The sequence below is a fragment of the Parabacteroides goldsteinii DSM 19448 = WAL 12034 genome, from assembly GCF_000969835.1.
Lineage (GTDB): Bacteria > Bacteroidota > Bacteroidia > Bacteroidales > Tannerellaceae > Parabacteroides > Parabacteroides goldsteinii.
The window spans coordinates 3,255,170-3,269,108 of sequence record NZ_KQ033912.1 but is presented as its reverse complement, the minus strand read 5'-3'; the positions used below and the strand labels follow the sequence as shown (position 1 = coordinate 3,269,108).

Annotated in this window: 7 protein-coding genes; 2 read left to right on the top strand and 5 right to left on the bottom strand. The window is 41.0% G+C overall.

Translation table 11 applies throughout. The annotated features are described in order from the left end of the window. The first annotated feature begins 539 nt into the window (after positions 1-539). Positions 540-4,568: a hybrid sensor histidine kinase/response regulator transcription factor gene (locus HMPREF1535_RS11930; protein ID WP_046146237.1), complete on the top strand. Its 4,029-nt coding sequence runs from the start codon at positions 540-542 to the stop codon at positions 4,566-4,568. Between the two features lie 39 nt (positions 4,569-4,607). Here HMPREF1535_RS11930 and HMPREF1535_RS11925 read toward each other — a convergent pair whose 3' ends face one another. From HMPREF1535_RS11925 to HMPREF1535_RS11910, 4 genes are all read right to left on the bottom strand, one after another. After that, positions 4,608-5,981 (bottom strand): Gfo/Idh/MocA family protein, encoded by a 1,374-nt coding sequence (locus tag HMPREF1535_RS11925; RefSeq protein ID WP_046146236.1) that lies wholly within the window; start codon positions 5,979-5,981, stop codon positions 4,608-4,610. Between the two features lie 82 nt (positions 5,982-6,063). Further along, on the bottom strand, positions 6,064-7,824 hold the full coding sequence (locus HMPREF1535_RS11920) for a RagB/SusD family nutrient uptake outer membrane protein (RefSeq protein WP_046146235.1): 1,761 nt from the start codon (positions 7,822-7,824) through the stop codon (positions 6,064-6,066). Between the two features lie 32 nt (positions 7,825-7,856). Continuing rightward, positions 7,857-11,297 (bottom strand): TonB-dependent receptor, encoded by a 3,441-nt coding sequence (locus HMPREF1535_RS11915; protein ID WP_046146234.1) that lies wholly within the window; start codon positions 11,295-11,297, stop codon positions 7,857-7,859. Positions 11,298-11,418: 121 nt separating this feature from the next. Then, positions 11,419-12,378, bottom strand: a complete 960-nt coding sequence (locus HMPREF1535_RS11910; RefSeq protein WP_232434964.1) for a FecR family protein — start codon at positions 12,376-12,378, stop codon at positions 11,419-11,421. Positions 12,379-12,535: 157 nt separating this feature from the next. On the opposite strand from HMPREF1535_RS11910, the gene HMPREF1535_RS11905 reads away from it, so the two are divergent. Then, positions 12,536-13,084 carry an RNA polymerase sigma-70 factor gene (locus HMPREF1535_RS11905; RefSeq protein ID WP_009859765.1) on the top strand — a complete coding sequence of 183 codons (549 nt, stop codon included), beginning with the start codon at positions 12,536-12,538 and terminating at the stop codon, positions 13,082-13,084. A gap of 4 nt (positions 13,085-13,088) precedes the next feature. On the opposite strand, the gene HMPREF1535_RS11900 is transcribed toward HMPREF1535_RS11905, so the two are convergent. Then, positions 13,089-13,853 carry a glycerophosphodiester phosphodiesterase family protein gene (locus HMPREF1535_RS11900; RefSeq protein WP_046146233.1) on the bottom strand — a complete coding sequence of 255 codons (765 nt, stop codon included), beginning with the start codon at positions 13,851-13,853 and terminating at the stop codon, positions 13,089-13,091. Positions 13,854-13,939: the final 86 nt, after the last annotated feature.

Sequence of the window (13,939 nt, the reverse complement as noted above, 5' to 3'; positions counted from 1 at the left end):
TGTTCTTATACCCCTGTTTGAACTGTGATAATTTTTACTATCTCCTAATAGCCCTCCTTTCTTTAATTTAGATTAACATTACTGAGGGCGAAATTACAGTTACCACAAAATTCAATAGGAGCAAATCAGATTTAACAGAAGATAATATTGTACTTGAAGGGATAAAAATTGGTTTTTATAGGGATAAGATTGTACTAAGCCGATCATAAACAAATAATTAACAAGGCATTAGCAAAATACATAATAATACTATAGTCCTAGGAGAACTATGTTATCAAAATTCATTTTTCAGACCAGTCAATAAGTTTATTAATATGAACAGTTGTTTTGATCAAAAAGTGTTTATATTAATATGTACTAGAGAGTTTACCTTAAGTACATTTTAGGCACTAAGGTACTTTAGATATAATCTCTAGAAGATATATGGAAAAACTAGCTTAGTTCAAGATAACTAGCCATATTAAAAAACTGATTAAATAGACTTAATATTTAATTTTATTAACATAGTTCTCCTAGTACTAAGGCTCAAAATTATAAAGATGATACGAATTACAAATTTGATAATATTATCAATCCTTTTCTTTGTTTTCCAGGTAAGCGGAATAAACTTTCCAGATTTCTGGTTTGAACACATAACAATAGCCGATGGATTATCCCAAAACTATATCACAGATATTAAGCAGGATAAGGACAGACTCATTTGGATCGGCACTAAAAACGGACTCAATAAATACGATGGCTACGAAATGACCATATACAATCATATACAAAATGATTCGACATCAATTCCTAATAATTACATCTCCTACATATATCAGGACTCAAAAGACAATCTTTGGATCGGAACAAATACAGGCCTATGCAAATACATTTCGGAAAAAGACTGTTTCGAACAATTCAACTTCGAAACCACGGATAGCCCACATTCCAACTACAACATCTCCTCTCTTTTTGAGGACAGAAATAATACTTTATGGATCGGAACAGAAGAAGGGTGTCTGATTTCATTCGACCTAAACACAGAAGGACTCAAAATATATAGAGCTTCTCAGGGAATCAAGGCTATTGAGCAGGACAAAAGTTCTTTACTGATAAGAGGAAGAAATAAGGGTATCATACACTTCGATCCTATCGAAGAAACCTTTTATCAAACTGCAATCGACTCAACATTCAATTCTGAGACAGTCACAACCATTGCTACTGATCCAAAAGGAAATTTTTGGATAGGTACACAAAGTCACGGCTTTTATCTATACGGGAAAAACCTTAACAAACTATCCGGACAGACCATTCTGGACATTCATTTTTATAAAGATACTTTTGCCTTGTTAGGAACCGAAGAAGATGGTCTTGCTTGCTACAATATATATACTGACGAATTTCAATATATAAACAATACACACAAAAATGTAAATCTCAATTCGGAAGGAATCACTTCATTATATGTAGATTCCACACAAACAATATGGATAGGAACGATCAATGGTGGAATAAATAAATTTGATCCGAACCGGAACAGGTTTGTACACTTGTCGCTTTCACCCAAGTATAATACGCCTTCTACTATCCATTGTGTTTTTGCATTGGAGACATTGGATAATCAATCAATATTAGCCGGATTAAATACAAAAGGAGTCTATTCGCTGGATAGCAGAACTTATAAAATTGACAATACTGCTATAAACCAAATAGCCCCTCAACTAAGCGAAACAACAATCAATACCATTCTGAAAGATAGCCGGGGTTTATTGTGGCTGGGCACTTACAAAAAATCGCTAATCATATCCGGTCCCAGAAACTTAACCGAACCAATAAACAAACTAATAGAAAAGAGCTTATCCCCATCAAGCTCAATCAAATCTTTGTATGAAGATTCTCAACACAGAATATGGATAGGAACAGATAACAGCGGACTGTTCTGCTACGATCCGAAGTTACATACTCTCCCCGGGAATACGAAAGAACTAAAAAAATACATTTATCCCGATCTGATAACCTCGGTTATCGAAGACGACAACCACCAACTCTGGGTAGCAACAAACTGTGGACTATATTTATACGATCCGGAAGAGGATTCTTTTACAAGAAATTTTCTCGCCAACCAAGAACAACCCTATTCACTGGCAAACACAATTATCCCGATCTGCCCAATCCAAGATACGCTTTGGCTTGGAACACGGCAAGGGCTCATCAAATATTCACACAAAGAACAAAAACATCGAATATTTCAGGTGGAAGACGGACTGCCAAGCGAAAGTATCAAAGGCTTATTGTATGACGAACCGAATAATAAACTCTGGATATCGACCGATCGCGGACTCAGTTGCCTGAATCTGTCTTCTTACCAATTCATAAACTTCGGACTAAAAGATGGAATTGTCGGAACTGAATTCAATGATATGAGTTTCGAAAAAGGTGCCGACGGAACTTTCTTCTTTGGTTGTGTAGACGGAATATACTGTTTCCGTCCGGATCAAATAAAAATGAATCCTTATGCCCCTGGGGTTATCATTACTCACTACCGGTTATATGATGATTCCCCCCAAAATAAAACAAATGGGGATATATCACGTATCCCTGTCCCTTCAAACAAAGAGATAACAATCCCGTTTAAACAGTCTATTTTCAGCATAGACTTCGTTGCACTCAACTATACAAACACACCTAAAAACCAATACGCCTATAAATTAGAAAATTACGACAATAACTGGCACTATGTCGGGACACAACACATGGCAACCTATACGAATTTAAACCCCGGAACTTACCTGTTCCGGGTTAAAGCCTCCAACAACGACGGTGTCTGGAACGAAAAAGGAGCCTCTCTGAAAATAACGATACTTCCTCCCTGGTGGCGAACAACATGGGCTTATTTTATCTATACAATAATAATCGGAGGTATTATTTTTATTTCAATCAGAATTTATACTAATCGGTTGAAAATGCAAAATCAGCTTAACAGGGAACAGTTCGAACGGGCACAACTAGAAAAATTAAACCAGTTAAAATCACAGTTCTTTTCCAATATCACCCACGAATTCAGAACGCCATTAACGCTTATTATCAGCCCTTTGGAAGCCATAAGTAATACTAAAGGCAGAGTTTCCCTCCGAGAGAATTATCTCACTACAATAAAAAACAATGCTTATAAACTACTGGACTTAGTGAACAGGCTTCTGGATTTTTCAAAAGTAGAGTCCGGTTGCTTCACCTTTAATCCGATTAATATAGACATTATATCTTCCATTAAACACGGTGTTGCATACTTCCAGCCTTTAGCCGGAGAGAAAAATATTACACTCATCTTTCATGCCGACAAAGATGATTTTGTCTGCTCTATCGATCCCAATATTATAGAAAAAATACTATACAATTTAATTTCAAACGCCATAAAATATACTCCTGAAAATGGGACAGTAGAAGTTTGTGTTACACTGGAAAAAGGTAATTTATTAAGCCTCTCGGTAAAAGACACAGGGAAAGGAATTCCCGTTAATAAGCAAAAGGTTATATTCGATCGCTTCTACCAGTTAGACGGAGATATACCTAATGGTACCGGTATCGGCCTGTCATTAGTGAAGAGTCTGGTAGAGTTACATCATGGAAGTATCGATATGGAAAGCGAAGTGAATAAAGGTACAATATTCACCATTCACATCCCTTATAAAAATGCAACAACAAATGAAGTAATAATTATCCCGACAGTTGAGAAGAACAATCGACCTAATAAAGAAAAAGACCGGGCATATCTAACGAAAATGCTGAACGAACAGGATATTCAGGAAACCAATTCAAGTTTCCCAACCATATTGATAGCAGAAGACAACCATGATCTCCGGGAATTTATTAAGAGTATTCTGAATAATAAGTATAACGTAATAGAAGCGGAAAATGGAGCCATAGCACTGGATATAGCGCGAAAAGACAGTCCGGATATTATTATTTCCGATATTCTGATGCCAGAAATAGATGGAAAGCAACTTTGTGTACAAATCAAACAGGACATACAAACTTGCCACATCCCTTTCATTATGATAACAGCTTTGAGTTCAGAAACCGACCAGATAGAAGGCCTGACAGTCGGTGCTGATGATTATATCACCAAACCGTTCAATCCGGAAATTTTAAAAACAAAAATCAAGAACGTATTAAAAAGTAGGGAGCTTATATCCCGCCGCTATGCAACATTGTCCGCTCTAGAACCGGAAGAATTTGTAACAGAAGATAAAGATGCAACCTTTCTACTGGAAATCATCGAATTCATAAAAGCAAATGTATCCAATCCGGATTTAAAAGTAGATGACCTATCTAAAAATGCAGGCATGAGCCGAAGTCCATTTTTCAAAAAACTAAAAAATCTTACCGGAAAAACTCCAAACGATTTCATTCGTGACATCCGTTTAAACCAAGCAGCCAAACTTTTATTGAAAAGTGATTTAAACATCACTGAAATTGCTTATCAAACAGGATTCACTTCTCCGAAGTATTTCAGGGAATGTTTCAAAAAACAATTTGGAGAATCCCCCAGCCAATATATTGAAAACAAAAAAAGCCTCCCCGGGAAATAACCTGGGAGACTTTTTCTGATATTGATTTTAAGCCCGTAACTATTCAGCGAACCGTAACCCTTTCAGCTTATCCCATGCACCACGGGTAAAGTCCGGGATTTCGACCGGGGCGCCTCCATTCTTCACGGATGTTTCCGTCAGTTCGGTCAGGCAGGACCATTCGGCTGCATCATATACATCCTGATCCAGCGGCAAACCGTTACGCAGACAGTAAATAAGGCGATAATCCATAATAAAGTCCATACCGCCATGGCCTCCTACTTTCCGGGCTTTTTCTCCGACCTCTTTAGTTATCGGATGTTCATACAAAGCCATGATAGAATCCATTTGCACCTTACTCAGGAATTCGTGTGCTTCAGGCTCCAGCGCAATACCTTCTACGGGATATTTCTGGGCAAAACCTTTCGTTCCGCTAACAACATGATGGCGGTCGTACGGACGCGGACTGGTTACATCATGCTGAATCAGAATAGTCTTTCCTTTCTCCGTCTGAATCAATGTGGTATTCATGTCACCTACTTTATAGGTCTGTTTGGCTTCTTTCGAATCGGCTCCGAAAGTTTCTTTGGCATATTCAGTCATCCCGACCTGTTTAGTGGACATGGATACCAGATAATTCATTTTATCCCCTCTGTGAATATTCATAATCTGACAGATCGGCCCCAATCCATGGGTCGGATACGGATTTCCGGTATGTTCCTCGTTATATTTCAAACGCCACATTCCCTGATAACCGCCCTTTTCACTCGGATAGAAATTCAATGAACGCAAGTCATGGATGTAAGCCCCCTCCCCATGGATCACCTCACCGAATACACCCTGTTGAGCCATATTCAAGGTAGCCATTTCAAAGAAGTCATAACAACAGTTTTCAAGCATCATACAGTGCTTACGAGTCTTTTCTACCGTATTAACCAACTGCCAGCATTCATCGATCGACATGGCAGCAGGAACTTCTACAGCCACATGTTTGCCATGCTCCATCGCATAAACAGCCATAGGAGTATGTTTCAACCAGTCTGTGCAAATATAAACCAGGTCGATGTCATCCCGTTCACAGATCTTTTTCCAGTCTTCCGAACCGGTATATTCATCGGCAGCGGGTAGTTTTTTATCCGTCAACGTTTTTTGCGCACTTTTCACGTAATCACTATTCAGGTCAGAAAGAGCTTTCACCTCTACCCCTTCCAGGAAAGTAGAACGATAAACGGCTCCGCTTCCACGCATACCCAGACCGATATACGCAATACGTACTGTCGGGATAGGATCGCAAGACAAGTTCAAAACATCTACCTGCCCGGCAGGACGTTCTGGAGCTGGTGTCGGAATCATTTTAACCTGCGCCACCGACTGATTACAGGTAAAACCGGCTAATACAGCCAGTAAAAACAATGAATAAACAATTCTTCTCATAAGTATTTTAAATATATAAAGTGCGAATAAGTTAAGAAAAGCGGGCCATCCTTCATACCGGATGGCCCGGAACTAAGGTTAATTAATACCCTGGATTCTGATCGTCTTTCAGAAGCGGGTTCAAGTCCATTGCATTTTGAGGTATAGGCATCAGAAGGATACGGTCGTTCCATTTCTTTTCGATCAGTTTATATCCGTTCGGAGCATATGTAATTCCATTCATAGACTTCTGCCCATAGGCCGAACCATAACGGCGGATATCATCATAACGATGTCCTTCGCCGGCCAGTTCTATACGGCGTTCATTACGTACAAATTCCAAAGCTGCATCTTTTGAAGGCATGGTAGCCGGCACATTCGGCATTCCGCAACGGTCACGCAGATCATTCAATGCAGCCTGCACTTCACCATCCCAACCAGAATTGACAATACGGGCTTCAGCGAAAGTGAGTAACACTTCGGCATAACGAATGACAGGATAATCATCAGAACTGTTATAATCGTTATATGGACTCAATGCCACCATTTTACGATAGCTATATCCGCTCCATGACTCATTTCCGTCCAGTCCGGCTTTAGTCGGATCCCATCTGTAATAGAACGTGCCGCCTTTAAAGTCAGTTTCGTGCCAACCCTTGAACGGGAACTGGATAGAAGCATACAAACGGCTGTCACGGTTACGGAACTCCTGCATATAAGCAAATTTTGTAAGATCCATAGTCGGAACCTTTGCTATATAGGCTGCCTGGTCCAGGCCATCCACCTCAGCATTAATCACCTCGAAATTTGTTTTACGAGTTTCCATCGGGATCAACGAACGGACTGTCTTGCCATCAATATCCCAATAGGCATCCACCAGGTCCTGCATCGGTTCGAATGAAGAGTATCCTGATCCCATCTGGCTGGGACGGATATACGTATAACGCGCCCAGTCATTGTTATTATCGTCATTCATGTATTCGCGGGTCTGGATATACTCAGGATTGGAAGGAGAAGCATTGTCATGATGCCAAAGCGCTTCATAGCTGAACAGTCCTTTTGCAAATTTGTCCTTATCGATACCCTTTGCTTCAAAATCAATGAACTGACCTAATTCTTCCGCTTCTTTTCGCTGTGCTTCATTCAAAGACGTCACACGGAACAATGAATGGTGTCCCTCTTTAATAATGGTGTTAGCCGAAGCCTCGGCCTCCGTGTAATTACCGAAATACAGTGCGGCACGTGCACGCAAAGCCAAAGCGGCGGCACGTGTGATACGCCCGGTTTCCTCTGTATAACCACCGTTGTATTTGTCCGGCAGGACAGCAGCGATAGCAGCCAGTTCATCCAGGATAAAAGACTGCACTTTATCGACCGGGTCACGCGGAACGTTCGGAGCATCATATTCCATCACCGTTGTTACGACCGGCACTTTTCCGAATTTAGTTGTCAGATCCAGATAAGCTTGGGCACGGAAAAAACGAGCTTCCGCCTTCATCCTTTCTTTCAGGGTTTCGTCCATTTCACAGTTATCCACCTTCTCCAGGAAGTTGTTTACAATACGAACCGTACTGAAATTATATCCACGGTCTTCCGCCGTACTCAGTTCACTTTGCTGGATAGATTCGTACGGGCCTTCCCAGGGTTTATGGCTATGGGCATTATCCGTACACATCTCATCCCAGATATCAAAACCGTTACCTTGTGCATAACAAGCATTCAAACCGTACCATGCATCTTTCTCCGATGTCCAGAAACTTTCTGCCGATATATCGGATGGCGGAATCACGTCCAAATCACAAGCTGTAAAAGAGGCAGTTATCAAGCCAAACACTGCCCATTTCTTTATATTTAGATTTACCATTACTCTTACTTAATTTTAAATTATTGAATCGATTAAAAAGATACGTTCACGCCGAAAGCAACCGACTTGGTTCCTAACGAACCGATACCACGTCCGGAAGAGGCTTCAGGATCGAAATCTTTCATCACATGATCGGCACGCAATGTAAACAGGTTTTCACCGGTCAGGAAAAATTTCAAAGAAGACATTCCCCATTTGGAAATGAGATTAGACGGAACACGATAGCCCAGAGAAATAGTCTTGATACGGAAATAGTCTGCATCAAACAATTGGTAATCTGAGAAATACTGATTATAATCATCCAGACTGTGTCCGCCATAAATACGGGGATAAACAGCACGCGGATTCGGATTCTCCTCCGTCCAGCGTCCCAGATGGAACTTACGCGGGTTTGAGTTCAACATAAAAGCAGAAACCTGTTCAGATTCAAAACCAGCCATTGTTCCGGATACACCTTGTCCAAAAATAGAAAGCTCGAAGTCTTTATATTGCAGATTCAAATTAATACCATATGTAAAGTCAGGCACATCTTTACCGATAATCGTACGATCTTCTCCGTTAATGGCACTACCCCATTCTACATTTTCACGTTGCGGAACATACTTGATATCACCGGCTTTCGGTTTACGACCGTAAGTATAATAATGACCGGCATCGATCTCCTCCTGTGTATACAACCCGTCTGTTTTCAATCCGAAGAAAGAACCGATCGACTCGCCTTCACGCAGGATATAACGTATCTTGTCACCTCCATTCTGGATAATATCATCAGATTCACCCATGTCTTTGATCTCATTATGGTTGGTTGCAATATTGGCACTTACCATATAAGAGAAATCACCGAACGATTTGCGATGCGTCAAAGCCAACTCAAAACCACTGTTACGCACCTTGGCTATATTTTGCGAAGGGTTAGACCAGATACCCGTTTCTAACGGTACATTGTAACTCAGTAAGATATCACTGGTATTCTTCACATAGTAATCAGCAGTTAAACTCAGTAGTCCGTTGAAGATATCGAAGTCGACACCTATATCGGTCAAGGCAACCGTTTCCCAACCTAATTTCTCGTTTGCCGGTTTCGATTCCAATACTCCCTTTACCGCTTCATTATCGAAGTTATAATCTGCACCATTATTATACAGCTGGAAATAATCGTAATTACCTACGTTATTAATATTACCCAACGTACCCCATGAAGCACGGACTTTCAGGTTATTGATCCAATCGATCTGTTGCATGAAGTCCTCCTGGTTGATACGCCATCCGGCAGAGAAAGACGGGAAGATCCCCCAACGGTTATCTTTATGGAAACGGGAGGAAGCATCCGCACGCAGGTTGGCTTCAAACAGATAACGATCCAGCAGGCTATAATTCAAACGACCGAAATAAGAAAGGATCTTATATTCTCTCAGCGGCGTACCATACGAATTCTGGTCCGGTTGATCTTTGCTGATCTCTCCACCGGTCGTCATATCTTCCAGATCATCCGTTACAAAATCTTTCCATTTTGCATAAAGACGTTCATATTTATAATGTTCGTACGAGGTACCGGCCAGTATACCGATATTATGTACTTTATTCGACCAGTCGTAGCGGGCTGTCAATGTATACATGGTCCGGTTTTCACTCTGCCAGAACATATTCATTTCATTTGTATACACACCGGTTCCAGGGATTTCAGCACCTGTTTCAAAATTCTTTACATTATCCTGCAAAGCGGTATACCCTCTTGATTTACTTTCCCATCCTTTGAATGCACCTTGTCCGGAGATCACCAAGCCTTTAACAGGTTTAAGATCGAATCCCAGATCGATCATTGTATTATCGGTCTTACCGTCCGACCAATTATTCTTGCTCAGGGCACGCAACGGGTTACCGTTCATAAACGACTGGGTAGCCGCCTTTCCTCCGGCAATGGACCCCCATTCACCGTTCGACTGCTGCGCAACCATCGTAGAAGGTACCATCAGGAAATTTCCGATCGAAGCAACTCCATGTTCCGTTTTATTAGTACTACGGATAAACTTCACGCCCGATTTCAATGTCAGCCATTTTGTTACATCGGCAGCCACATTGATATCCAGATTATAACGCTGTGAGCTTTGTCCCGGCATGAACTTATCATCATACAGATACCCCAATCCGGAGAAGAAACGTACTTTATCGCTACCACCGCTAAAATTCAACGAATGCTGTGTGGTAACCACCGGATTATCGAGCACCAGGTCCGCCCATTTCGTATTCGGATAATAATCCGGTTTCGAACCGTCCCGGAACCACTTGATCTCATCTTCCGAATAAGCGGCATTTTTACCATTGCTTGCATCACGATTATAGAATGCTTCGTTCAACAAGGTCGCATAATCCCATGAATCGAGTACGTCCGGCAGATAAGTCGGCATCTTCATTCCGACATAGCCGCTGTAAGAAACATTCATCTTTTCTTTCTGACCGCGTTTAGTTGTAACCAATACTACACCATAAGCGGCACGTGAACCGTAAATTGCAGAAGAAGAGGCATCTTTCAGGAAAGAGATAGTCTCAATACTGTTCGGATCCAGGTTTGAAAACAAGTCGGCATCAGCAATCGCACCATCGATCACATATAAGGGAGAAGAAGTACCCAGGTTACCGCGACCACGGAAATTGATTGAAGGTGTCGAACCCGGACGGGAAATAACCGTTACACCGGGAACCGTACCCTGGACAGCGGCCAACACATTTGTCTGTACACGGTCTTTGATTTCTTCAGAACTGATCGCAGCTACCGAGCCGGTCAGGTTCACTTTCTTTTGTGTACCATAACCTACAACCACTACTTCATCCAGTAATTCAGAATCTTCTTCTAAAATAACATTAACCGAAGTCTGACCATCTTTCAATGTAATATTTTTTGTTGTATAGCCAATATAAGAGATAAGCACGTGCTTATCTCTTCCTGACAGTGTCAGGACAAAATTACCATCAAAATCGGTTACAGTTCCGTTTGTCGTACCGGCTTCCACCACGCTGGCCCCGATAACAGGCTCGCCATGCGCATCTTTCACGACACCTTTGATCGTAACACTTTTCTGCTGCTGAGTCGTATTCACTGACGATGTACGTGCAATCCCCCCTTCGGATGATTTTGAAACCACGATCTGATTATTTACAATACGGTAAACGTATCCTGTATTCTTGAACATATGGTTCAATACTACATCCAGAGAAGCATCGGTAACATCGATTGAAACCTTCTTACCCAGATTAATCTGGTCATCATTATAAAAGAAAGTATAGCCGCTCTCTTTCTCTATTTCTGCAATCACAGACGACAGAGGTGCGTTACTTTTCTTCATGGTAATTTGATAGACTTGTGCAAAAGCCGAAATAGGAACCAGGCCTATCGCACCTACCAGAAACAATTGTGTGATCTGTTTTTTGAATTGTTTACAGAACACATCTTTCAACAAAATAACTCGTTTGTTCATATTAATAATTAGATAAAATAAATATGCGTTTTTTCTTTCTCTTTATCAGCCAGTATTCCTACTGTCTCTCATTATCCGGTTTGTTTGTTTTTCATATATCCCTGATTTAAGTTTAACATAATTATTTATTAACTTTCTCATACAAGACAAAGCTGTCTCCTTTTTTACGATAAGCAACCGGAGAACTCTTGGATATGATATCCAGCAAAAGTTCCAACGATTCATCATGAATAGAAAAGGTAAAACTATATTTACCGGCCAGTTCAGACGGACATTTTATACTTATGCCATACCAGCTTTCCAGACGGGGAAGGATCATTCCCAACTTTTCATTTTTGAAATTTGGCCTCCCTTCCCTGCGCCAGGATGAATACTGATCGGCATTTACTTGCATGATTTCGGCTTTTCCGCCCATCACATAAGCCAGTTTTTCATCAGGCTTAACCAGTAAGACATCACCTTTCTCCCGCTCTTTCTTTGTGCTTACTTCGACCGCCCCCTCTGCCAGAATCATTTCCGCATAAGAAAGGGAGTCAACACAAAAGACTTCGAAAGCAGTCCCCAATGCCTTTATATCCATACTTTTTGTTTTCACAATGAAAGGGTGTTCCGGATCATGGTGTACCTCAAAAAAAGCCTGCCCGGACAAAGAGACTTCCCGTCTTTCTCCGTCAAACGACTCCGGATAAGTTAATCTTCCGCCGGCATTCAACGACACATGGCTACCATCCGGCAGATAGAACGACTCCATCGACTGCCGGCCGGCACTTACCACATAAATAGTTTTCTCTTTTGTCCCGCTTTGTCCTATCAACCAGGAGCCAACCGAAATAAGCAGAGCCAGAGAGGCCGCTACCGCATATTTCATCCAATAGTCCCGACGGGTATTATAAGGATGTATCTTCCGCATAACCCGGCCCAGCACCCGCTCTTTAGCCACAGGACTAAGAAACGAATCTCCCGGTTCATTCCACTGTTCTTTCAAATGGCGTAAAACAGGTTCCCGACCGGCCAGAAATTCTTTTTCCTTATCAGTCAGTCCGCCTGCCAGGGCCTTTTTTATAATATCTTCTTCTTTCATTTCCTTCATATCTAACACTAAATACTCCAAATTCAGAGTTATCCCCCAAAAGAATATCAAACTTTTTTTATTTTAACAAAACCGACTCTCTCTCAAAGAGACTTTTGCTATTCTTCAATTCTTTTCTATCTTTGCAATAATCAATAAAGAAGCTAAATTGGATAATCAAACACTAATACTGGCATTAAAAAACGGTAGCGAGGAGGCCTTTACTTCTTTGTATCACAAGTACTGCGATAAAGTCTACAAGTTTTGCAGACTCTATTACACAAACGATTCTACCACCGAGGAAGTAGTACAGGAAGTATTTATCAAATTATGGGATATACGCAGTTATGTAAATGAAAATGAAAATCTGGAAGGATTACTGTTCATCATCACCCGGAATATGATTTTCAGCAATTCAAAGAAAAATTTCAACGAAACTTTCTATAAAATGTCTATCCTTGCAGCTTACGACAAGGCTTATGATATAGAAGAGGAATTGCATGCAAAAGATCTGCGGATTTATATTGAACGGCTGGTAAACGAATTGCCGCCCAGGCAAAAGGAGGTCTTTTACCTGAGCCGCCATGAACAACTTAGCTATAAAGAAATTGCCGAAAGACTCGATATTACCCCAAAGACAGTGGAAAGACACATCAATGAAGCGTTGAAATATCTGAAAAAGAATATTTACTTCCTGCAATTATTCCTTGCAGCATAACGGGTTATTTCCCTATTATCTCCTTCAGTTGCACCGGTTTATCCGTAGTGATAAAATCGACATTCTTTGCAACGAACGATTCCATTACAGCCGGATCGTCCACCGTCCACACATTGATAGTCAGGCCGGCATCTTTGGCTTCCTGAATCCATTCGGGATGTTTGTCAAAAACTTTATAATGATAATCCAGGCCGGAAAAACCTAATACCTTCAGGTCTGCCGGTGAAACTTCTCCACGAAGATAAGAAACCTGGGCACTCGGGGCACGGCGGATCAACTCCTTACAAATATTCATACTGAAAGAGATGTATTCCACCTGATCTTCCATCTGGTATTTCTGCACCAGATAAAGAATAGTTGCAACCGCTTTATCTTCATTCACGACTCGTTTATGAGGTTTGATTTCAAGAATAAGCTGAGTTCCCTGATTTTTCTTTCCCTGTATCAGGTATTCTTCCAAAGTCGGTAACGTTTCTCCGTTTTTCAACTTCAGGTCTTTCAGTTGTTCATAGAGAGAAGTTTCTATACAAAAACCCTGAATACTGTCATCATGATTAACAACCGGAATGCCATCAGCCGTTATAGACACATCGAATTCAGAGCCATACGCTCCAACCTCATGAGCCTTGTTCAAAGCCGTAATTGAGTTCTGAGCAGAACCTTCACAATCCCAATACCCACGGTGGGCAATCACTTTTGTCTGGGAATAAACGCTACTTGCACATAAGAACAGGACAAGCAGCATAGTAAACATTGATCTTTTCTCCATCTTATCGAATATTATGTATTAGAATCCGTAGCAAACAACATTGTATAACGAAGGTGTAAACTTACTGAATCTGATTGGATTCTAAG

Bases quoted from the DNA above. Each gene is read 5' to 3' on its own strand.
- HMPREF1535_RS11910 (WP_232434964.1), bottom strand. From the start codon at position 12,378: ATGAAAGAAGAAGATATTATAAAAAAGGCCCTGGCAGGCGGACTGACT.
- HMPREF1535_RS11925 (WP_046146236.1), bottom strand. From the start codon at position 5,981: ATGAGAAGAATTGTTTATTCATTGTTTTTACTGGCTGTATTAGCCGGT.
- HMPREF1535_RS11920 (WP_046146235.1), bottom strand. From the start codon at position 7,824: ATGGTAAATCTAAATATAAAGAAATGGGCAGTGTTTGGCTTGATAACT.
- HMPREF1535_RS11930 (WP_046146237.1), top strand. From the start codon at position 540: ATGATACGAATTACAAATTTGATAATATTATCAATCCTTTTCTTTGTT.
- HMPREF1535_RS11915 (WP_046146234.1), bottom strand. From the start codon at position 11,297: ATGAACAAACGAGTTATTTTGTTGAAAGATGTGTTCTGTAAACAATTC.
- HMPREF1535_RS11900 (WP_046146233.1), bottom strand. From the start codon at position 13,853: ATGGAGAAAAGATCAATGTTTACTATGCTGCTTGTCCTGTTCTTATGT.